This window comes from Planktotalea arctica, assembly GCF_002105285.1.
GTDB classification, from domain to species: domain Bacteria; phylum Pseudomonadota; class Alphaproteobacteria; order Rhodobacterales; family Rhodobacteraceae; genus Planktotalea; species Planktotalea arctica.
This window is the reverse complement of the sequence record NZ_MUHR01000029.1, coordinates 22,585-43,609: the sequence shown is the minus strand read 5'-3', so window position 1 is coordinate 43,609 and position 21,025 is coordinate 22,585. Positions and strand designations below refer to the sequence as shown.

Here is a 21,025-nt window from a genome sequence, read left to right as displayed (position 1 = left end):
AAGTATTCCTGCGACACAGGCAGGAACATGGTGCCCGCCGCTTGAGGGTTGACGCAAGCACCTTGACGATCCTTGGCAGGAATTTGCTGCTTCTCGCGGCGCAAACTTCCCCGTAGCCGCAGGGCAAGACTTCTTTCTCTAGGCAAGAACCTGCTATACTTTGGCATTAGCGCAGTTCCACTTTCGCTGCGCACCTGGGGAGACTAAATTACAGGCATGAAACCTAATTTTACATTGTCGCTTTCCTTCAGTGGGATTCAGCTTTTGCATCGCCAAAACGGGGCGTGGGGCCGTGTCGGCGACGTCGATTTAAGCACGGATGACCTGACGCGCGATCTTAGTGCGCTACTCGACAAGGCGCATGCGCTTGGCGGTGGGCCCATTGAAACCAAATTGATCATTCCGGACGATCAGATCAAATATTTGACGGTCGATGTGACCGGCCTTGATAAGAGCGAGGTGCAAAGCACAGTGCTCGGCGCGCTCGACGGGGCGACACCCTATGCGGTCAACGAACTGGAGTTTGATTTCTTTAATGAAGAGGGCAGCGTTTACATCGCGGCCGTCGCCAAAGAGACCCTGCGAGAGGCGGAAGCCTTCGCGAGCGAACATGGTTTTACGCCCATGGGCTTCATTGCGGCCCCGCCTACAAGTAAATTCCCAAAAGAGCCGAATTTCGGCCTGAGCGAGCTTGCCAAATCCCAAGGCCGCGCGATGCTTGAAACTGACGATATCCCTGCGATCGCGAGCGGCGATGCGGTGGCGATCACGCCAGTGCCTGAGGCAAAGCCAGCGCCAGAAACTGAGCCAGCAGAGATCAAAACACCGCGCGAAACCGCACCGCAACAGATGCCAGAGCCTATCCCGGCTACGCCCGCCCTTGGGTTTTCATCACGCCGCGCGGCGCCAGCGGACCAAAATGCGGCCCCGGAAATCATATCCGGCAAAGACGCTTCACCCTTGAGCGGCCCCCGTCTTGAGGGCGTAAAGCGCGACCAGGGGCAAGCGCTGCCAACTGCGACAAGCGCCTTATCGAGCGCAGTGCAGCCGACTGTGCCTCTTGCCAAAGCACCCGAAATTACCGGGCGCTCGCAGGTGGCTTTGGATGAAGAAAAGGTTGATAGCAGCGTCGATGCGCTACGCCCCGCCGCGGCGATTGACGAGGCGGCTTTCGACGATATCCCGCCCATGCCAGCCGGCTTCGCCGCCGCCCCGCGCGCAAGCGTGCTGCGCGGCGCGTCTGATGGCGCGACCATCCCTGACCTGCACGCGCCCAGCACGCACGATGACGCTGCACCCGCCGCATTTTATCCAGATGCAGATGATCGAAGCGATACGTCCCCAACAGAAAATACCGCACGCGCCAGTGCAGTAATCCAAACCGGACTGGCATGGATAAAAGGGTTTTTTGCAAAAAGCGCACAGCCCGCGCCCACCGAACAGCTAGCCGGCGCAGCCCCGCCCAGCCCGCCAGATGAGGAAAAACAGCGCATGACCGTTTTCGGCGCGCGCAAACCAAAGGCCAAGAAAGAACCGGCAGCGATAGGCGGCAAGCCGCGCTTTCTTGGCCTCATTCTGACGGCAATTCTGCTTTTGTTTCTCGTTACTGTTGCAGCTTGGGCGTCAGTCTTTCTGGACAACGGCCTCGCACGTTTCTTCGGTAGCGCTGAGCGGGAGCGTGCAATCGCACAATTGCCAGACCCGGGCGGCACACGCACGCCTGCCGAAGCACTCGAACTTGCATCTCTAGACGCAGCGCTGGAGGATCTTGCAATTGAAGATCAGCCCCCAGCGCAACAACCCTTGAGGCAGGTTGAACCTGCACCGCCCCTGATCAGCCCCGAAGAAGCCGCAGCAAAATACGCAGCAACCGGAATTTGGCTCGCTGCGCCGCCGCAGCCGCTCTCGCCCGTCCGCGTGCCCTTGGATGATGTTTACCTAGCCTCAATCGATGCGCGCATTACCGGCCAAGACGCCTTTGCCCTAGAGCCATTGGCGCAGCACATCGATCTCGCACCGCGCGGATCGGGCGCGCCGCCGCCAGCGGGAACAGGTTTTGCTTTTGATGACGACGGGCTCGTTATCGCTACGCCCTCGGGCGCAATTACGCCCGAGGGCGCTTTGGTATTTCTGGGGCGCCCCACGCGCGTTCCCCCGGCTATTCCAGAGCGCCTTCGCAGTGCAGCTTTAGTCCCCGATGAAACGTCTGAACCAGTAGTCTCTGAAGCGCAAAGCGTTGCCAACCTGCCTGCACTACGGCCACGCCTGCGCCCCGATGCCCTGATCGAGAACACCGAGCGCACGCAGCTTGGCGGGAATACCCTGGTCGAACTGTCCAAACTACGTCCGAAACTGCGCCCGAGCGTTGAAAAGGAAATCGAAGAAACGGCCGCCGCAGAGGCCCCTGCAACACGGCTTGCCGTTGCCAGTTCCAGAGCACCCAATCCCAGACCCGGCAATTTTGCGAGAATCGTTTCGCGCGCACAAAATCAATCCGAAGCGCAGCCGGAGCAGGAGGCGACACAGGTTGCCGCGCTTGCCCCGCGCAGCGTGACGCCCCGCGTTCCATCCAGCACCTCCGTCGCAAAGGCGGCGACGGTCAAAAATGCAATTAACCTCAGCCGTGTGAATTTGATCGGGGTCTACGGCAAGCCCTCAAGCCGGCGCGCCTTGGTGCGTTTGGCCACAGGACGCTACAAAAAGGTGAAGGTCGGCGACCGCGTCGATGGTGGCCGTGTGTCAGCAATTGGCGAGGAACAATTGATCTACACCAAAAGCGGGCGCAACGTGACGCTTAGAATGCCCAAAGGATAAGGACGCTCCAAACCGGCGCGCCCTTGATCACTTGTTGTCATGTAGTGTCGCTGGATTATTGCGCTGCAAATTCACCGTTGTCGATTTGCTCCTGTTCGATTGATTCAAACAGGGCTTTGAAGTTTCCCTCGCCAAAACCATCGTCGCCTTTGCGCTCGATAAATTCGAAGAAAATCGGGCCGATCACGGTCTTCGAGAAAATTTGCAACAATATCCGCGTCTCACCGCCATCCACCACGCCTTCCCCGTCAATCAGAATGCCATGGGTTTTCATGCGATCCAGCGGTTCTTGATGGTCAGCCACGCGTGTGACGCTCAGATCATAATAGGCGTCTGGCGGCCCTGGCATGAACTTGATGCCTCGCGACGCGATCTTGTCCGTGGCGTCGTAGATGTTCTTGGCACCTACTGCGATATGTTGAATGCCCTCACCGTTGTATTTCTTGAGATACGCCACGATTTGACCCGTTTCACCGCGATCTTCGTTGATCGGGATGCGGATACGCCCGCAGGGCGAGGTCAGCGCGCGGCTGAACAGGCCTGTGAATTTCCCCTCGATGTCGAAAAAACGGATTTCGCGAAAATTGAACAGATCCGCGTAAAATCTGAACCATTTATCCATATTTCCCTTGAACACGTTATGCGTGAGATGATCGAGATAGTGAAAGCCGACGCCCTCGGGATTGGCCTTGCCGATCCAGTCGAATTCTTCGTTATAGGGCGATGTAGCCCAATAATTTTCAACGAAATAGATCAATGATCCACCAATGCCCACGATCGCGGGCACATCCATCGTCTTGTCTGCGCCCTCATAAGCCACGGCGCCCTTGGCAATCGCATGCGCGTAGGCGTGCTGTGCATTGACGACGCGCCACCCCATCGAGGGGGCGCAAGGCCCGTGCGCGTCGATGAAACGCGCACCAAAACTGCCCGGCTGCGCGTTAATAATATAAGTGATATCCCCTTGCTGCCAAAGTTCGATCGCTTTGGTCTTATGCGTGGCCGTGTGTGCATAGCCCATCTTGGTGAAAAGATCGCGAAGCTCTTGCGGCTCGGGATGGGCGAATTCAACAAATTCAAAACCATCGGTTCCGGCGGGGTTTTTATCGCTGATTGTGGCGCGCGGTGCGCTGTGTGGAAAGGGGCCCATGGGCAAACTCCTGTCGGGTTATAGCAAAGATGTCTTTCACCTTCACTTTAACGCATCACATCTGCGGTGTTTGCGCAAAAGCACCTATAGTGATATGAGGGCATGCGCATATTACGCGCTATTGAGCTAATACACGGATATTTTGCGCATGCTGGACGAGACTGACAAGAAACTGCTCGCAGCGCTGCAAAGCAACGCGCATCTGACCGCTCAAGACCTGAGCGAGCGGCTGAATATGTCCGCAAGTCAGGCCGGACGGCGCAGGCAACGCCTTGAAGCAAAAGGGTATATCAGCGGCTACCGCGCGCATCTGGACGCGGATAAACTCGGCCTCTCGGTGCAGGCCTTCGTGCAGGTGCAGCTTGGCACCCACGGACCCGAACAAGCGCAGAGTTTCGCCCGACTGATCGCGCTTCAAAGCGAAGTGACGAGCGCTTGGACGCTGACCGGTGATGCGGACTACTTGTTGCGGGTCTATTGTTGTGATTTATCGGCCCTCAACAGCCTGATACATGACATCATTCTCCCCCATCCGGCGGTTGCGCGTGTGCAAAGCCAGATCGTGATGGACCAGTTGAAAAAAGATGCGCCGCTGCCGACCTGAGCGACTGCGCAAACCGTTGAAAGACCCGATTTTATGGAAGGTTTTCTATTCTCCGCCTCGATTTACCTAGGCGCTGCCGTGCTTGCGGTGCCTGTGGCTGCGCGCCTCGGGCTTGGCTCTGTGCTCGGATATCTGGCGGCGGGCATCTTGATCGGGCCTGTGCTGGGATTGGTGGGCGCGGAAACCAAGGATTTGCAGCATTTCGCCGAATTCGGCGTGGTGATGATGCTATTCCTGATCGGCCTCGAACTTGAGCCGCGCGCACTTTGGGACATGCGCCATCGCCTGATCGGCCTTGGCGGCCTACAAATCACACTAAGCACGGCGGCCTTCATGGGCGGCGCGATGCTATTGGGGCTGAGTTGGTCCGTGGCCTTGGCGGTCGGTCTGATCTTCGCCCTTTCTTCGACCGCGATCGTGTTGCAAACGCTAAGCGAAAAAGGCCTGATGCAAACAGCGGGCGGGCGCTCGACCTTTTCGGTGCTGTTAACACAAGATATCGCAGTTATCCCGATTCTGGCGCTTTTACCGCTCTTGGCGCTGCCCAAAGCGGTGACGCTGGACGGAGATGGCTCGATCAATCGCCACTTGGAGGACGGGCATGGTAGCGCGCATGGCTCGCTCAGCCTTGTTGCGGACTTGCCCGGATGGGGCGTGACGCTGGTCACCATCGGTGCGATCGGCGCAATCATTCTGGCAGGTGTTTACCTCGCGCGCCCGGTATTTCGCTATATCCACGCGGCCCACCTGCGCGAAATGTTCACCGCACTGGCGCTATTGATCGTCGTCGGCATTTCCTTTTTGATGATGCTGGTCGGCCTGTCACCCGCCTTGGGCGCGTTTTTGGCGGGTGTGGTTCTGGCAAACTCGGAATTTCGCCACGAACTTGAAACCGACATCGAGCCGTTCAAAGGCCTGCTGCTCGGGTTGTTTTTCATCACCGTCGGCGCGGGCATCAATTTTGCCGTGCTGCAAAGCGATCCATTCGCGATTCTCGGCCTCGCAGCGGCAGTGATCCTGATCAAAGGTCTCGTGCTTTATGTGCTGGCGCGCGCATCAAAATTGCAAGGGCGGGACCGCTGGCTCTTTACCCTCGGCCTCGCGCAGGCGGGGGAATTCGGCTTTGTTCTAACCGCCTTTTCGCTTGGACAGAACGTGATTCCCGTCGCCCTATCAGAGCGGATTTTGCTGATCATCGCGCTATCAATGCTAATCACGCCGCTTTTGTTCATCCTGATGGAATTGATCGACAAATACAGCAGCGATCCCGCAGTACAGGCTGTGGCACATGATGAAATTGATACGGATGGAACGGTAATCATCGCAGGAGTCGGGCGTTTCGGGCAGATCGTCAACCGGCTTGTTGGCTCAGCAGGGTTCAACACAGTGGTCATTGATCACGATATCAAGACGATCGATCTGATGCGGCGCTTTGGTTTTAAAGGGTTTTTCGGAGATCCGACCCGCCCCGATATGCTGCGCGCCGCCGGACTTGCGGATGCGCGCGTACTTGTCGTGGCGCTTGATGATCCGGCTGCGGCAATAAAACTGGTGCTTTATGCGCGCAAGGAACGCCCCGATTTGCACATTATCGCGCGTGCGCGTGATCGCAGTGACGTGTTCCGTCTCTATCGCGCAGGCGCGAATGATATCGTACGCGAGATGTTCGATAGCTCCCTGCGTGCAGGGCGATATGTACTTGAAAACATTGGCCTCACCGAGTTTGAAGCCGCCGAGGCCGAGCGCATGTTCTACGCCCACGACCGCCACGCGATCCGCGAATTGGCAGAAGTGTGGGACCCCGAAACCACATCAGGCGAAAACAAGGCCTATGTGGCGCGCGCCAAGGAGTTGGAGCGAGACCTCGAAGCCTCGCTCCTCACGATTTTGGAAGCGCGCCGATCGGGGGATTAACCCGCTGCGACGCCCGCTTCGGCAAAGGTCGCCATGCCGGAATGACACTCGACAGCTGCTACGAGAATGTTGATCGCAAGCGCACCGCCAGAGCCTTCGCCAAGGCGCATATCAAGGCTGAGCAGTGGTGATTTTTCGATTGCCGCCAATAGCTTGCCATGGGCACCCTCTTGGCTGAGATGTCCTGCAACCGTGTGATCGAGCGCGCCTTCTTGCGCGCGCGCGAGGCAGGCCGCAGCCGCAGTGCAGATGAAACCGTCCAAGATTACCGGGATGCGTTTGGCACGCGCGGATGCGATCGCGCCCGCCATCGCCGCCAATTCGCGCCCGCCAAGGCAACGCAGAATTTCCAGCGCATCATCACTCGCATGGAGCACCGCACCCTCGGCGACGACGCGAACCTTATTGTCCAGCCCCGCATCGTCAACGCCCGTGCCGCGCCCTGTCCACGCGCTTGCTTCTCCGCCAAATAACGCCGTCGCAATAGCCGCCGCAGAAGTGGTATTGCCGATGCCCATTTCGCCGACCACGAGCAATTCGCTATCGCTCTCGACGGCGTTCCAGCCCGTGCGCAGGGCATCGACCACCTCTTGCTCGCTCATCGCCGGGCCTTGGGTGAAATCCGCCGTGGGCCTGTCCAGATCAAGCGCATGCACCGACATTTCGGCCCCTGCCACACGGCTCAACTGGTTCACTGCCGCGCCGCCGTGCTCGAAATTGGCGACCATTTGCACGGTGACTTCGGCGGGAAAAGCCGACACGCCCTGCGCGGTGACGCCATGGTTTCCAGCGAAAACAATCACTTGCCGCTTGCCGACGTGCGGGCGATCGCTGCCGCGCCAACCGCCGTACCAAATGGCTAAATCCTCCAAACGGCCCAAAGCACCGGGGGGTTTGGTCAACTGGCCATTTCGTGCGGCAGCGCCAGCGCGCGCAGTATCATCAGGGCCGGGCATCTGGGCCAAAAGGGCGCGAAATTCAGAAAGTGAAGAAAATACGGTCATGGCGGGGGACTTTCATTGTAAGCGAAGTTGCCCTCGTGTTTAACGGAGCACGCAGATGCGACAAGGCGGGAATGGCCCTTTTGAAACAGCAAAACGACCTCTTGGGGGATGCGGCGCTGGCGCTGTCACTTCTGACGCGCTTGCCGATAAAGATCGACGATGCGGGCTATGCGCGTTCGGCGCAAGCGGCCTGGGCCTACCCGCTTGTCGGCGTGGTGAGCGGGATTTTTAGCTGCATTGCCGTTTGGGGCGCGGTGACGCTTGGCCTGCCACTTTGGTGCGCCGCGATTGGCGCGATCGCAGCAGGCGTGATCGTCACGGGCGCTATGCACGAAGACGGGCTGGCAGATTGCAGCGACGGGTTCTGGGGCGGCTGGGACCGGGCAATGCGCTTGCTGATCATGAAAGACAGCCAGATTGGCACCTATGGCGTTCTTGCGCTTTTCATCACGCAAGCGCTGCGCTTTGGCGCGATTTGGGAGATTTTACACCACGAAAATTGGGCGCTTACGCTGATCGCCGTGCACATCGCCTCGCGCGCGGTGATGCCTGCCGTGATGAGCGCGCTGCCCCACGCACGCGAAAGCGGGCTGTCGCAAACGGTCGGGCACGTCCCGCGTGCAGCGGCGGTAAAAGCGGCGGCGATCGGCGCGGCGACACTGTTGCTTGGCTTCGGGCTTTCGGGCATCGCTCTTTGCATTGTGGCGGCATTGGCCGCGTTTGGCGTCGCATCGCTCGCACGCGCAAAAATTGGCGGACAGACTGGGGATGTTTGCGGGGCAAGCCAACAAGTTACTGAAATTGCGCTTCTTTTGGCCATACTCGCAGGAGAGTAGACATAGAAAAACCGCACCCCCTCCCAAAGGCGCGGTTCTTCGTTTTCCCAGACGCGGGGCTGCGTGACTTAAGCAGCAGCAGGCGCGCGGGACATCAGGACATCAGTGATCTGGCGCGCAGCGCCGTCTTCGTCGCCGCCTTGAACTGCGCCGATTTCGCGCGTCAAACGCTCAAGCGCGGCTTCATAAAGCTGACGCTCCGAATAGCTTTGCTCGCGCTGGTCATCAGTGCGATGCAAATCGCGCACGACCTCCGCAATCGCGATCAGATCGCCGGAGTTGATCTTTTGCTCATATTCCTGCGCGCGGCGTGACCACATGGCGCGCTTGACCTTGGCCTTGCCCTTGAGCGTCTTCATCGCATACCCGACTTCGTCAGGCGAGCTAAGCGAGCGCATGCCAATATCAATTGCTTTATGGGTCGGAACGCGCAGAGTCATCTTGTCTTTTTCGAACGCAACAACATAAAACTCGAGCATCATTTCCGCAATTTCCTGCTCTTCAACGGAAACAACACGGCCGACGCCATGCGCGGGATAAACGACAAACTGGTTGGTGCGAAAATCTAGGTTCTTAGACTTGCTCATGCAGGTATTCCTTAGCACATTCGGGATCGTCAGACACGACAAGACCAAGCACGCAGGCTTGCACCAGCGTTCTCAGTGGCTTGTGGTTTTGGCTATTTCGCGGCTTTGCAGAAACAGAGTTGTGTCAGGCAATCAATCATCATCCAGCAATGACATATCACAAAAATCGCCCCCTCACCATAGGCCGCGCCAAACGCGGCAAAAACAAGCACAGAGCCAAGTATCTATAGCGAAACGCGAAAAGGTGCCGGTGCGGCACCTTTAGGTAATTCGGTAGCAATGATTCGCGCAGATTAACCGCCCTCGCCCGGGTTTTCGGAGAAGTACTTCTCCAGCTTGCCCTGCTCTCCATCACGCTCTTCCGCCTCGGGCAGCGGATCTTTCTTGGTGATGATCACTGGCCACAGCTCGGAATATTTGCGGTTGAATTCGACCCATTTCTCCATGTCCGGCTCTGTGTCCGGGCGGATCGCATCGGCGGGGCATTCCGGCTCGCACACGCCGCAATCGATGCACTCGTCGGGGTGAATTACCAGCATGTTTTCGCCCTCATAGAAGCAATCTACGGGGCAGACTTCGACGCAGTCGGTGAATTTGCAAGCGATGCAAGCATCATTGACGATATAGGTCATGGAACGTGCCTCAATTCGGGATTCCCGTTAGCTAATCCAAGCAGCGCAATCATTCAAGCGTTCCGCGTTTGATTTGCGCGCCCGTGCGGCGTTCTGCCTTGCTCGGGCGTCCGCCGCGCTCGGCGAAGGGTTTGGAGATATCGTGCGGTCCAGGTGGGCTAAGGTCGGTATAAAGCGTTTGCGCTTCGCTGGCAGGGCCACGGCGCGTGCCGATACCATCCACTTGGATGACGCGAATGTGATTGCCTTGTGGGAAGGTCAAAACATCACCGACTTTCACGGTCGCGGATGTTTTCATGACCTTTTCGCTGTTCACGCGCAGGTGGCTACCGGTGATAAGTTTGGCTGACAGGCTACGGGTCTTAAAGAACCGCGCCTGCCAGAGCCATTTGTCCGCGCGCAGCTTTTCAGCTGCTTCGCTCACTTCTTGGTAAAGCCCATCAACGCCGCCGCGAACGGATTGTCCGGGTCGATCTTTTTCTCGGGCTTCGAAGGACGCGCCGAGAAGTTTTGCGCCTTGTTCCCAGCGCCTTGAGGCTTGCCACGCGGCTTACCCTTGCCTTTGCCTTTGGGCGCGCCACCGTCTTTGCGAGGGCGGCTGTCGGCGGAGCGTTGCTGGCGCACGCGGCCCCATGTGAAAGTATAGAACACCTCCATCTCGGGGGCGGCGGCGGGCACTTCCTGTGGCGCCTCGGCGGGCACTTCACTGGGCGTTTCAACAGGAACTTCTGTGGGAACTTCTACGGGAACTTCTACGGGAGCCTCTGTAGGAACTTCGGCTGGAACTTCGGCTGGAACCTCTGCTGGCACGTCCTTCGGCGTTTCTGCCTCAGCCTCATTTGCGACTTGCGGCACAGCGATAACAACCTTCACCTTCTCGCGCTCGCCCTTTTCAGCTTTGTAGCCAAGGCCTTGCATGAGATCGCTGAATTGCTCCAGCGTCATGCCCGTGATCGAGAGCATGTCGGCTTTCGCCTCAAAGCCGCCACGGCTATCCTCGCTGCGCAGCATATCGGCAAGTCGTTCCAGCATATCGATGCGGATCGCGCGGGTGCCGGAAGCGCGGTAGCCGGACATCAGATGGTAGCCCGCTGGAGCATGATCAACCGATGGTACGGTGACCAACCCGGGGGGCGGAGCTTCGGGGAATTCCTGATGATCCGCCGCAAGCGACCAAAGAACGAGGCGCAAGCGCGTCGGGGCCGGCTTTAGAAGAAGCGGCATGAAAATGGTAAACTGACCAAAGCGGATGCCGTGCTTGCGCAAAGCGCCGCGCGCCTCTTGATCGAGGGACTTCACTTCGTCGGCGACATCCGCGCGAGGGATCAAGCCAAGGCCTTCGATCAGGCGGAACGCGAAACCGCGCGCCATGCCCGAGAGAGTCTCGTCGCGTTGCAGGTTCAGCAAAGGTTCCATATGCAGCGCAACTTTGCGATCAATGAAGTGCTGCAACCGGCGCGTGACCTTTTCGGCGACCTCCGTGCCTGCGACGTCATCGACGAAAGCCTGCACTTGCGGCTTGAGCGCCTCGGGGCCGGACACAAGTTTACCAACAGCATATTCGCCCCACATGAGGCCACCCTGCTCGGTAAAATCTATCTCCGTATCGGGCGCGTTATAGAAGCGGTCCGCACGCAGATGAAAATGCGGAGCAAGCGCCGCAATGGATGCTGTGCGCAGTGTTTTCGCTTCATTGCCGCTCGCGGATTTATCCTGCGAGAAACGGAAACCTTCCAAGCGACCAACGAATTCACCTTCGACGGTCACTTCACCTTTGTCATTTACTTCGGCCAAAAGGGCCTCCTTTTGTTTGAGCCGGCGCAAAAGCACGGATGTGCGCCGGTCCACAAATCTTTGGGTCAAACGCTCGTGCAGCGCATCTGACAAGCGGTCTTCTACAGCGCGCGTCTGTGAACGCCAATCACTTTCGTCGCTGCTCCAGCCGGAACGCTGCGCGACATAGGTCCAGGTGCGGATAAACGCCAATCGTTTGGACAATGTGTCGATATCGCCCTCGGTGCGGTCAATGCGCTGGATTTGGCGGCCAAGCCATTCATCGGGGATTTGACCCGATTGGTGCAAAAAGCAATAAATGCTATTCAGCAAACTGGCGTGTTCGGCGTGACTGATACCGCGAAAATCAGGAATACGGCACACATCCCAGAGCAGTTTGACCGAGGCCGCATCGCTGGCACGCGCGGCGATCTCCGCCTCTGCCGCAAGCGTTTTGAGCACGCGCAGATCATCCGCTTCGCGCGACTTCACCAAGCGCTCGTCATGGCTGGGCTGCTCAAGCGAGGCGATCAGCGCATCGAGGCGGCCCATTTGCAGTTTGGGATTGCGCCATTGCAGCTTGCCAACCGAGGGGAAGCGGTGATCGGTGATCGCGCGCGCAACCTCATCCAGCAAGGGCGGCGCTTCACCGGTAACGCCGAAGGTGCCGCTTTTCATACCGCGCCCTGCACGCCCTGCGATCTGGGCGAGTTCGTTGGGCTGGAGCATGCGCATGCGAGTGCCGTCGAATTTCACCAGCGAGGAAAATGCGACATGCTCGATATCAAGGTTAAGCCCCATGCCGATCGCATCAGTTGCCACCAGATAATCGACATCGCCGTTTTGATACATTTCCACCTGCGCGTTGCGCGTGCGCGGGGATAGCGCGCCCATGACCACCGCAGCACCACCCTTTTGACGGCGGATCAATTCGGCGATGGCATATACATTTTCAACCGAGAACCCGACAATAGCGCTACGTGGGCGCATGCGACTTATCTTTTTCGCACCAGAGTAGGTCAGCTCGCTCATGCGCGCACGCGCCACGAACTGCGCATCTGGAATCAAGGATGCAATCGGGCCGCGCATTGTATCCGCACCCATGAACAGGGTTTCTTGCAGGCCGCGCGCGCGCAATAATCGATCGGTAAACACATGGCCACGCTCGGGATCATCGCAAAGCTGGATCTCATCCACAGCCAGAAAATCGCAGCCCATACCCTCTGGCATCGCCTCGACGGTGCAGACCCAATACTGAGTGCGCGGCGGCACGATGCGTTCCTCGCCCGTGACCAGCGCCACAACGGAGGGGCCACGAATCGCAACGATCCGATCATAGACCTCACGCGCTAGAAGGCGCAAAGGCAGGCCGATGACACCCGTACGATAGCCCAGCATGCGCTCGATTGCGTAGGTGGTCTTGCCGGTATTCGTCGGTCCGAGGACCGCGATGATGCGTGACTGCGCGGTCATAAAATGCCTCTACCCATGCCTACCTTTTACAGGGCGGGACCTTTGACCGTTGTCTCAAGCCGCTCCATCGCTTCGAGTACGGAAGCATGATGCGGATGTATAGCAAGAACTTGTTCATAGACCTCATAGGCGCGGGTTGGATCGCCCAATTGTTCGAAGATCGCGCCAAGGCCTTGGATCGCCTCGAAATGCTTCGGATTAAGCGCGAGCACACGTGCCAGATCCTCAAGCGCGGGGCCGTATAATTCTTCTTGATAGAGCGCACTGGCGCGCATGTGCCAGCCCTCGGCGAAATCCGGCGCATGATCCGTAAGAGCGGTCAGATGTTCGATCGCGGCTTGCGGCTTTTTCGCACGCAACGCATTGCGCCCGCGTTTGAGCAACAAATCCGCCGAAGCAGATCCGGAGCGAGTCCAGCTGCGCTTGATCTGACTGGCGATTTTGGCTGCTTCATCGGGGCCGGCGTCGCGTAATTGTGACAGCAAAATTTCAGCATCTACTTCAGCGGCGCTCTGCTGAGTCGCCTCTTGCGCAAAGGCGGGCCCCTGCAAAGGTATGGAATTCACCACTAGCGCGAGAATTATCGCGTAGATAGCTTTACGTGGCTCTGCCGCAAGGTAAGGTTTGCGAGTTGTTATATGCGCTCTCATATAGGAGAGTGTAGCGCAAGCTGTGCAAGATGCCAGATGCGATGAGATAACGAAGCGGAGAGCGACATGAGTGATATTATCAACGCGGCGGTTGTAGCCTTGAACGGAAAGCTGAGCAGCGCCGATTTCGACGGTAGCGCGAAGTTCCAGATCGCGGGCGAAGGCGCGGTGCGCATCGACAGCGAAGGTGCGGCAGCCTCGGATGCGGACGCGGATGTGACGCTGAGCGCGGATGCGGAGACGTTTCAATCCATCCTTGAGGGGGAATTGAACGCGACGACGGCCTTTATGACGGGCAAATTATCCGTTGACGGCGACATGGGCACGGCGATGAAGCTGGCCGCAGTCTTGGCGTAACCCACTGTTGCGGATCAAAATATGACGCAAGCACCTTACCATGCAGAGATCTGCAATGGCCCCTCGGGCGGCTACGCGCTTTGGCGCAAGGCCAGTGACGGGGTGCGTTTGCGTATCGGATTTTGGCCCCTCAAAGGGGCCAAAGCCACCGTGCTGATCTTTACGGGCCGCACGGAATATATCGAAAAATACGCCCATGTCGCGCTTGATCTACAGGCCGCGGGCTACACTGTCGCCTCTCTGGATTGGCGCGGTCAGGGCCTGTCGGACCGTTTGATGGACGACCCCTATCGCGGCCATGTCGGCAGTTTCGACGATTATCAAAAAGACATCGACGTGTTGCTGGCCACTTTGGCCGAAGAGGGCCTGCCAGCGCCTTGCGCGCTCATCGGGCATTCCATGGGTGGCTGCATCGGGCTTCGCGCGCTCGTGAACGGGCTGGACGTGAAGGGCGCCGTGTTTTCAGCGCCTATGTGGGGCATCGTCATGGCCCCTGCACTGCGCCCTGCCGCCTGGGCCCTCTCGCGCATTGCCGCGCAGGCGGGGCTTGGCGGCACGCTGGCCCCCGGCACCAACAAACGCAGCTTTATTCTAAGCGATCCTTTCGAGAACAACACACTGACGCGCGACCGCGAAATGTGGGCGATGATGGGCGCGCAGATCAAGGCGGTACCAGGCCTTGAGCTTGGCGGTCCCAGCCTTGATTGGGTGCGCTTGGCGATGGACGAATGCGCAGCGCTCATGCGCACGTCTACGCCAAATGTGCCAGCGCTGACCTTTCTGGGCGACGGCGAGCGGATCGTCGAGGCAAGCGCGATCCATGACAAGATGAGCACCTGGCCAAATGGCACCCTCAGCATCATCAAGAACGGCGAGCATGAGGCCTATATGGAAGTCCCCGAAACGCGTGCCCGCCTTGCGGCAGAGACTGCCGCGTTTCTCGACAGCCTCTAGTGCCAGCTACGCACCGTTTTTGAGCGCGTGAACGCCATCCGCCGCCTCTTTGGCACCTGCCCGCATCCAGTTATGTTCGGAGGCGATGAAGAACATGCTTAGCCCGTATTTCTGCCACTCTGCCGCTTTGGCCGCGTCAGGCACGAAGGTCATATAAGCCTTGCCATGGGCCTTCGACGCCGCCCCGCAGCGCTCGATCGCGGCGTATAGCTCGGGCGAGCTTTGATCGCTTTTGCCGTAGCCGACCGAGAGGTCCGCAGGGCCAATGAATATCCCGTCCACGCCCTCCACGGCGGCGATCGCCTCGACCGCGTCCACGCCTTCCGGCTCTTCGATCTGCGCGATCACGATGGTTTCGCGTTGCGAGCGCGCCAAAAGGTCGGGCATCGTCTGAGTGGCATAGCCCGCCCAGCGCGATGATCCCGCGTAGCCGCGTCCGTGCAAGCCATAGCGCGCCGATTTGGCCGCCGCCGCCGCCTTTTCGGCGCTATCCACGTGCGGCACGACGATGCCAGCTGCGCCATAATCAAGCGCTTGCAAAATTTCGCGCGCGCTTGCGTCGGCGACGCGCACCAGCACCGGAAAATCCAGCGCACGCGCGACGGCCATGCACGCGTCCATCGCGGCGCGATCAAAGGGCGCGTGTTCGGCATCGAGGCACAGAAAATCGAGGCCGGATTGTGCCAGCACCTCCACCAACACATATGAGGGCGTTTTCAGAAACGTCCCTGCCAGCGGCGCGCCCGAGAGCATTTTTTCGCGAAAATCGGCTGTGTTGGTCATGAGGTTCAATCCTTTTGCATTCGCTTGCACTTTAGGTGAACTGCAAGGCGGCGCAAGCGGTGGCGCGCGTCAAATGCCGCGCTATAATCGACACATGGCGCATGAACCTCTCATCACTTTTACCGATCGCGGCATGTATTGCGCGCGTGCGCAGGTTTACATGGATCCTTGGAAACCTGTCGCGCGTGCGTTGATCACCCATGGCCACGCCGATCACGCGCGCGAAGGTCACGCACACTACATGTGCACCAAAAGCGCCGCGCCGATCATGCGCCACCGCCTTGGCTCAATTGATCTGCAAGAGGTGGAATATGGCGAAAAGATCGTGATCAACGGGGTGGAAATTTCCTTTCACCCCGCAGGTCACGTCATCGGCTCTGCGCAAATTCGCCTTGCATACAAAGGTGAGGTTTGGGTGATTTCAGGCGATTACAAAGTTGAGCACGACGGTATCGGCGAGCCGTTCGAACCTGTGCGTTGCACGCATTTCGTAACCGAATGTACCTTTGGTTTACCGATCTTCAAATGGGCCCCCCAAGCGCGGGTGGCAGCACAGATCAATGACTGGTGGCGCATCAATGCAAATGCAGGCGTGCATAGTATCATCGGGGCCTATTCCCTCGGCAAGGCGCAGCGCATTCTATCCTTGCTCGAGCCGGGCATTGGCCCAATCCTGACCCACGGCGCAATCGAGGCAAGCAACGCTGTGCTGCGCGGCCAAGGCATCACTTTGCCACAGACGACACTGATCACACCGGACTTCGATCACACATCCCAAAACGGCGCGATGGTGCTCGCGCCGCCCGCAGCGCTCGGCTCCAAATGGGCCGCGAAATTCGGCGCCCACTCGAGCGGTTTCGCAAGCGGCTGGATGCGCCTTCGCGGCGTGCGCCGACGGCGCGCGCTGGAGCGTGGATTCGTTATGTCAGATCATGCAGACTGGGAGGGATTACTGCACGCAATCGCCTTAACGAATGCGGAAAATATATATGTGACTCATGGTTACACCGACATCTTCGCGCGCCACCTCAAGAGCGCTGGCTACAATGCTGCAATCGTTGAAACAGCATTTGACGGCGAGGATACTGCGCTAGAAAGCAAAGCGATATGAAAGCCTTTGCCGATCTGTTTCAAACGCTGGATGAAACCAGCAAAACGACGCTCAAAATCAATGCTTTAGCGCACTACTTTAAACACGCCGATGATAAGGATCGCATTTGGACCATCGCGTTGTTTTCCGGGCGACGTCCCAAACGCGCCGTCACCACTGCGCAGCTTCGCGCCTGGGCCGCAGAGCGCTCGGGCATTGAGCCCTGGCTGTTTGAGGAATGCTACCCAATCGTCGGCGATCTGGCAGAAACGATCAGTCTGGTTTTACCAGACGCGTCAGAGACTTCTCAGGCGTCTTTGACGGATTGGCTCAAGGCACTTGCTGCGCTTGCGAGCGAGCCCGAAGAGGCGCGCAAAACCTTTGTGCTTGATGCCTGGGATTGCTTGGACGGCACTGAAAGGTTCTTGTTCAACAAGCTGATAACGGGCGGCTTTCGCGTTGGCGTGTCGCAAAAACTGATGACCCGCGCCTTGGCCGCAGCAAGCGGCAAGGACGAGGCGGAACTGGCGCACCGGCTGATGGGCGATTGGACGCCGCTCACGACCAGCTACCACGCGTTGATCGAAGCGGATGATCCCGCCAGCGCACGCTCGCGGCCCTATCCGTTCTACCTTGCCAGTGGTTTGGAGGGCGCGGCGCACGATCTGGGGCCTGTCGTAGACTGGCATGCGGAATGGAAATGGGACGGCATTCGTGGCCAAGTGATCCTGCGCGCAGGCGAGGTTTTCGTTTGGTCGCGCGGCGAGGAATTGGTGAGCGAGCGCTTTCCCGAATTTAACCGTTTGCTCGACGTCCTTCCCGAAGGCACCGTGCTGGACGGAGAAATTCTAGGCTGGCAGGACGCCCGGCCCATGCCCTTTGCCGCGCTACAAAAGCGCATTGGCCGAAAGAGTGTTCCTACCAAATTGCTGCGCGAAATTCCCGTGGTGATCTACGCTTACGATCTGCTTGAATGGCGCGGAGAGGACATCCGGGCCCAGCCCTTCGAGCAGCGCCGCGCGGCGCTGGTACGCGCACTGGCGGATTTACCAGAAACAGCCCCTGTGCATCTGTCACCCGAGATTAAGGCGAGCGATTGGAACGCGCTTGCCAAGTCAAGGTCAACCGCACGCGAGAACAGCGCAGAGGGCCTGATGTTGAAGCGGCGCACCAGCCCTTATCTGGCAGGGCGCAAGCGGGGCGATTGGTGGAAATGGAAGCTCGATCCACTCACAATCGATGCAGTTATGATCTATGCACAATCGGGGCATGGGCGGCGCGCAAACCTGTTTACCGATTACACATTCGCGGTTTGGAGCGGCAATGATCTGGTGCCCTTTACCAAGGCCTATTCCGGCCTTAGCGACGCCGAATTCGGCCAGATCACCGCCTGGGTGCGCAAGAATACGCTACAACGTTTCGGCCCTGTGCGCGCGGTAGCGCCCGAGCATGTTTTCGAGATCGCGTTTGAAGGCATTCAAGCGAGCACCCGGCACAAATCCGGCGTTGCCTTGCGCTTTCCACGCATGCTGCGTTGGCGGCGCGATAAACCTGTGCAAGAAGCGAACACACTCGATGATCTTAAGGAAATGTTGAACCTTTATGGATAAGCCTGACGCCATTATGCCCCCGCCCGCGCAAAAGCCTCTTGTCCAAGCGCCGGTCGGGGCATGCGATGCGCATGTCCATCTTGTGGCCGCGATGGGCGAATTTGATCTATGGGAGGCGCGCGCGGAAAACCCCGCGCGTTTCGACGACACGGAGGGACCTGATTTAGACGGCTGGCTCGCGCTGTGGCGCAAGCAGCTCGACGCGCTCGGCTTTTCGCGCGGGGTGATCGTGCATTCGATCCTCTACGGCGCGGACAATTCCGTGACGGTCGAGGCCGTGCGCCGTATGGGCGAGGGCTTCAAGGGCGTGGGCCTTTTAAGTGATGGCGCTTGCGAGGGCGATGTCGCACAAATGGCCGAGTGGAACATGGCGGCTGTGCGCCTGAATTACGTGCATGGGGGCGTTCTTAGCTGGGGGGGCGTGCAAGCAATGGCCCCCATGCTGAAAGATCACGGAATGCACGTACAAATGCTCATGCACGCGCATCAGCATATGGATGCGTTGGCGGATGATGTGCGCGCGCTGCCGGTGGATATTTGTTTTGATCACATCGGCTGGCCTGATCTTGGCCTAGGGGCAAAGCATGACGGGGTGCAAAAGCTCTGCCAGTTGCTGAACGAGGGCAAAACATGGGTCAAACTTTCTGCGCTTTATCGTATGTGCGCAGCCCCCTATGATGCTGCCGACGAAATCGTCGCCGCATTGGTCGCGGCCAATCCCGAACGCTGCCTTTGGGGTTCGGACTGGCCCCACCTGATGCTCGCCGATGCGCAGATGCCTATCGCAGCCGAGCTACTGGATGCGTTCCACCGCGTCGTCACGGACGATGCCACGCGCCATCGCATTCTTGTGAGCAATCCAGCGGCGCTTTACGGGTTTTAACTCTGTATTAGGGTGCATAGGTTAAGCCTCAAAAGAGATATGAGGTTTTTAGATGCTGCACCTGCCCTTCCCCGCTCGCAAACCAGTGCGCGACGCCCTTGCCGGCTCTGGCCCAGACGCCCTTGGCAACCTGCCAGAGTGGGATTTGAGCGATCTATATTCTGGCGAAGATGCGCCCGAGCTTAAACGAGACCTCGATTGGTTGGAGGAGGCCTGCGCCAGTTTCGCGCGCGATTTTGAGGGTAAGCTGGGCGATCAAGATGCCGCCGGCTTGCTTGACTGCGTGCTGCGCAACGAGCGGATCAATTCCGTTGCGGGGCGTATCATGTCCTATGCGGGCCTGCGCTATTACCAGCTGACGACGGATGCGGATCGCGCAAAATTCATGTCCGACATGCAGGAACGGATCACCAATTTCACCACGCCATTGGTATTCTTCACGCTCGAATTGAACCGCCTCGATGATGCCCATCTGGACCAACATTTCACCGCCAATTCCGATCTGGCACGGTATAAACCTGTGTTCGATCGCATCCGCGCAATGAAGCCCTATCAGCTTAGCGACGAGCTTGAGAAATTTCTCCATGATCTTGGCGTCGTCGGCGATGCCTGGGAGCGGATGTTCGATGAAACCATCGCGGGCCTCACGTTTGACGTAGATGGCGAGACGCTCAATATCGAGGGCGCATTGAATCTTTTGACGGAGCAAGATCGCACCAAACGCGAAGCGGCAAGCCGCGAGATCGCGCGGGTTTTGGGCGAAAACGTCAAAACCTTTGCCCGCGTTCACAACACGCAGGCCAAGGAAAAGGAAATCATAGATCGCTGGCGCGGCATGGAAACGGCGCAAACGGGCCGCCACCTCAGCAATCATGTGGAACCCGAAGTGGTCGAGGCGTTGCGCACCGCAGTTGTTAACGCCTATCCAAAGCTGTCCCACCGCTATTACGAGATGAAGCGCGGCTGGCTTGGCCTTGAGCGCATGCAGGTCTGGGATCGTAACGCGCCGCTGCCGATGGAAGACACCAAGGTGGTCGGCTGGGACGAAGCCGAAGCGACCGTGATGGAGGCCTACAACGCTTTCGATCCGCGAATGGGCGACATTGCAGTGCCGTTTTTCAAGGACGGCTGGATCGATGCAGGCGTGAAACCGGGTAAAGCACCCGGTGCCTTCGCACACCCGACTGTAACAGACGTGCATCCTTATGTGATGCTCAACTACCTTGGCAAACCGCGCGATGTGATGACGCTCGCGCATGAACTTGGCCACGGCGTGCATCAGGTGCTCGCGGCTGGACAGGGTGAAATGCTGTCGTCCACGCCGCTGACATTGGCGGAAACCGCCAGCGTGTTCGGTGAAATGCTGACTTTCCAGAAGATGCTCGAAAAGGCGGAAACGCAGGCAGAGCGTAAGATCCTTCTGGCCGGCAAGGTCGAGGATATGATCAACACAGTCGTGCGCCAGATCGCGTTCTATGACTTCGAGTGCAAACTGCACGCGGCGCGGCGTGGCGGCGAGCTTACACCAGAGGATATCAACGCCCTGTGGATGAGCGTGCAGGCAGAAAGCCTTGGACCCTGCTTTGATTTCATGGAGGGATACGAGACCTTCTGGGCCTACATCCCGCATTTCGTGCACTCACCGTTCTATGTTTATGCCTATGCGTTCGGCGATGGCTTGGTTAACGCGCTTTATGCGGTTTACCGCGAAGGCGGTGCAGGATTTGAAGAGAAATATTTCGACATGCTCAAAGCGGGCGGGTCCAAGCACCACAAAGAACTGCTTGCGCCGTTTGGGCTGGATGCCTCCGATCCCAAGTTCTGGGATAAGGGCCTGTCGATGATCTCATCCATGATTGATGAATTGGAAGCGATGGAATAGGCGCGATGCAAAATCTCTTTTGCTAAAGA

General features: G+C 58.5%; 18 protein-coding genes. 10 read left to right on the top strand and 8 right to left on the bottom strand.

Annotation, left to right across the window (positions count from 1 at the left end; all coding sequences use genetic code 11):
* Nucleotides 1–216: 216 nt before the first annotated feature.
* Nucleotides 217–2,814, top strand: coding sequence for a hypothetical protein (locus B9P63_RS17820; RefSeq protein WP_085311322.1), 2,598 nt, complete (start codon nt 217–219; stop codon nt 2,812–2,814).
* A 55-nt stretch (nt 2,815–2,869) separates the two neighbouring features.
* Here B9P63_RS17820 and hppD read toward each other — a convergent pair whose 3' ends face one another.
* Entirely contained in the window at nt 2,870–3,964 is a 1,095-nt protein-coding gene (hppD, locus tag B9P63_RS17815; protein WP_085311320.1) for a 4-hydroxyphenylpyruvate dioxygenase, read from the bottom strand.
* 148 nt (nt 3,965–4,112) lie between these two features.
* Between hppD and B9P63_RS17810 the strand changes: the two genes are divergently transcribed.
* On the top strand, nt 4,113–4,568 hold the full coding sequence (locus B9P63_RS17810) for an Lrp/AsnC family transcriptional regulator (RefSeq protein ID WP_085311318.1): 456 nt from the start codon (nt 4,113–4,115) through the stop codon (nt 4,566–4,568).
* A 33-nt stretch (nt 4,569–4,601) separates the two neighbouring features.
* Nucleotides 4,602–6,482 (top strand): cation:proton antiporter domain-containing protein, encoded by a 1,881-nt coding sequence (locus B9P63_RS17805; protein WP_085311316.1) that lies wholly within the window; start codon nt 4,602–4,604, stop codon nt 6,480–6,482.
* Here B9P63_RS17805 and cobT read toward each other — a convergent pair.
* Entirely contained in the window at nt 6,479–7,486 is a 1,008-nt protein-coding gene (gene cobT / locus B9P63_RS17800; protein ID WP_085311314.1) for a nicotinate-nucleotide--dimethylbenzimidazole phosphoribosyltransferase, read from the bottom strand. The two genes, B9P63_RS17805 and cobT, sit on opposite strands and share 4 nt — an antisense overlap.
* A gap of 71 nt (nt 7,487–7,557) precedes the next feature.
* Here cobT and cobS point away from each other — a divergent pair, with 71 nt between their 5' ends.
* A complete protein-coding gene (cobS, locus tag B9P63_RS17795) occupies nt 7,558–8,322 on the top strand; it encodes an adenosylcobinamide-GDP ribazoletransferase (RefSeq protein WP_085311312.1) in 765 nt (254 codons plus the stop codon).
* Nucleotides 8,323–8,390: 68 nt separating this feature from the next.
* Here the strand turns inward: cobS and B9P63_RS17790 are convergent, their stop codons facing one another.
* From B9P63_RS17790 to B9P63_RS17770, 5 genes are all read right to left on the bottom strand, one after another.
* Nucleotides 8,391–8,909, bottom strand: a complete 519-nt coding sequence (locus B9P63_RS17790) for a CarD family transcriptional regulator (protein ID WP_085311310.1) — start codon at nt 8,907–8,909, stop codon at nt 8,391–8,393.
* A gap of 293 nt (nt 8,910–9,202) precedes the next feature.
* The gene (gene fdxA / locus B9P63_RS17785) at nt 9,203–9,541 is read right to left on the bottom strand and encodes a ferredoxin FdxA (RefSeq protein ID WP_085311308.1); all 339 of its coding nucleotides are present in this window, start codon (nt 9,539–9,541) and stop codon (nt 9,203–9,205) included.
* A gap of 49 nt (nt 9,542–9,590) precedes the next feature.
* Complete coding sequence (locus tag B9P63_RS17780) at nt 9,591–9,965, bottom strand: RNA-binding S4 domain-containing protein (protein WP_085311306.1); 375 nt, start codon at nt 9,963–9,965, stop codon at nt 9,591–9,593.
* Nucleotides 9,962–12,787 carry a helicase-related protein gene (locus tag B9P63_RS17775; protein WP_085311304.1) on the bottom strand — a complete coding sequence of 942 codons (2,826 nt, stop codon included), beginning with the start codon at nt 12,785–12,787 and terminating at the stop codon, nt 9,962–9,964. Before B9P63_RS17775 ends, B9P63_RS17780 begins: the two co-directional genes overlap by 4 nt.
* A gap of 26 nt (nt 12,788–12,813) precedes the next feature.
* Nucleotides 12,814–13,437, bottom strand: coding sequence for a tetratricopeptide repeat protein (locus tag B9P63_RS17770; RefSeq protein WP_085311302.1), 624 nt, complete (start codon nt 13,435–13,437; stop codon nt 12,814–12,816).
* Between the two features lie 66 nt (nt 13,438–13,503).
* On the opposite strand from B9P63_RS17770, the gene B9P63_RS17765 reads away from it, so the two are divergent.
* Together B9P63_RS17765 and B9P63_RS17760 are read left to right on the top strand one after the other, a co-directional pair.
* Nucleotides 13,504–13,794 (top strand): SCP2 sterol-binding domain-containing protein, encoded by a 291-nt coding sequence (locus B9P63_RS17765; RefSeq protein ID WP_085311300.1) that lies wholly within the window; start codon nt 13,504–13,506, stop codon nt 13,792–13,794.
* A gap of 21 nt (nt 13,795–13,815) precedes the next feature.
* The gene (locus tag B9P63_RS17760) at nt 13,816–14,748 is read left to right on the top strand and encodes an alpha/beta fold hydrolase (protein ID WP_085311298.1); all 933 of its coding nucleotides are present in this window, start codon (nt 13,816–13,818) and stop codon (nt 14,746–14,748) included.
* Between the two features lie 6 nt (nt 14,749–14,754).
* Here the strand turns inward: B9P63_RS17760 and B9P63_RS17755 are convergent, their stop codons facing one another.
* Nucleotides 14,755–15,531 carry an HpcH/HpaI aldolase family protein gene (locus tag B9P63_RS17755; protein ID WP_085311296.1) on the bottom strand — a complete coding sequence of 259 codons (777 nt, stop codon included), beginning with the start codon at nt 15,529–15,531 and terminating at the stop codon, nt 14,755–14,757.
* Between the two features lie 94 nt (nt 15,532–15,625).
* Between B9P63_RS17755 and B9P63_RS17750 the strand changes: the two genes are divergently transcribed.
* From B9P63_RS17750 to B9P63_RS17735, 4 genes are read left to right on the top strand one after another with little or no spacing between them, the layout of a single operon-like run.
* A complete protein-coding gene (locus B9P63_RS17750) occupies nt 15,626–16,642 on the top strand; it encodes a ligase-associated DNA damage response exonuclease (RefSeq protein WP_085311393.1) in 1,017 nt (338 codons plus the stop codon).
* The gene (locus B9P63_RS17745; RefSeq protein WP_085311294.1) at nt 16,639–18,231 is read left to right on the top strand and encodes an ATP-dependent DNA ligase; all 1,593 of its coding nucleotides are present in this window, start codon (nt 16,639–16,641) and stop codon (nt 18,229–18,231) included. The genes B9P63_RS17750 and B9P63_RS17745 overlap by 4 nt, the downstream gene beginning before the upstream one ends.
* A complete protein-coding gene (locus tag B9P63_RS17740) occupies nt 18,224–19,114 on the top strand; it encodes an amidohydrolase family protein (protein ID WP_085311292.1) in 891 nt (296 codons plus the stop codon). The genes B9P63_RS17745 and B9P63_RS17740 overlap by 8 nt, the downstream gene beginning before the upstream one ends.
* A gap of 52 nt (nt 19,115–19,166) precedes the next feature.
* Complete coding sequence (locus B9P63_RS17735; protein ID WP_085311290.1) at nt 19,167–20,996, top strand: M3 family oligoendopeptidase; 1,830 nt, start codon at nt 19,167–19,169, stop codon at nt 20,994–20,996.
* The last annotated feature ends 29 nt before the right edge of the window (nt 20,997–21,025 follow it).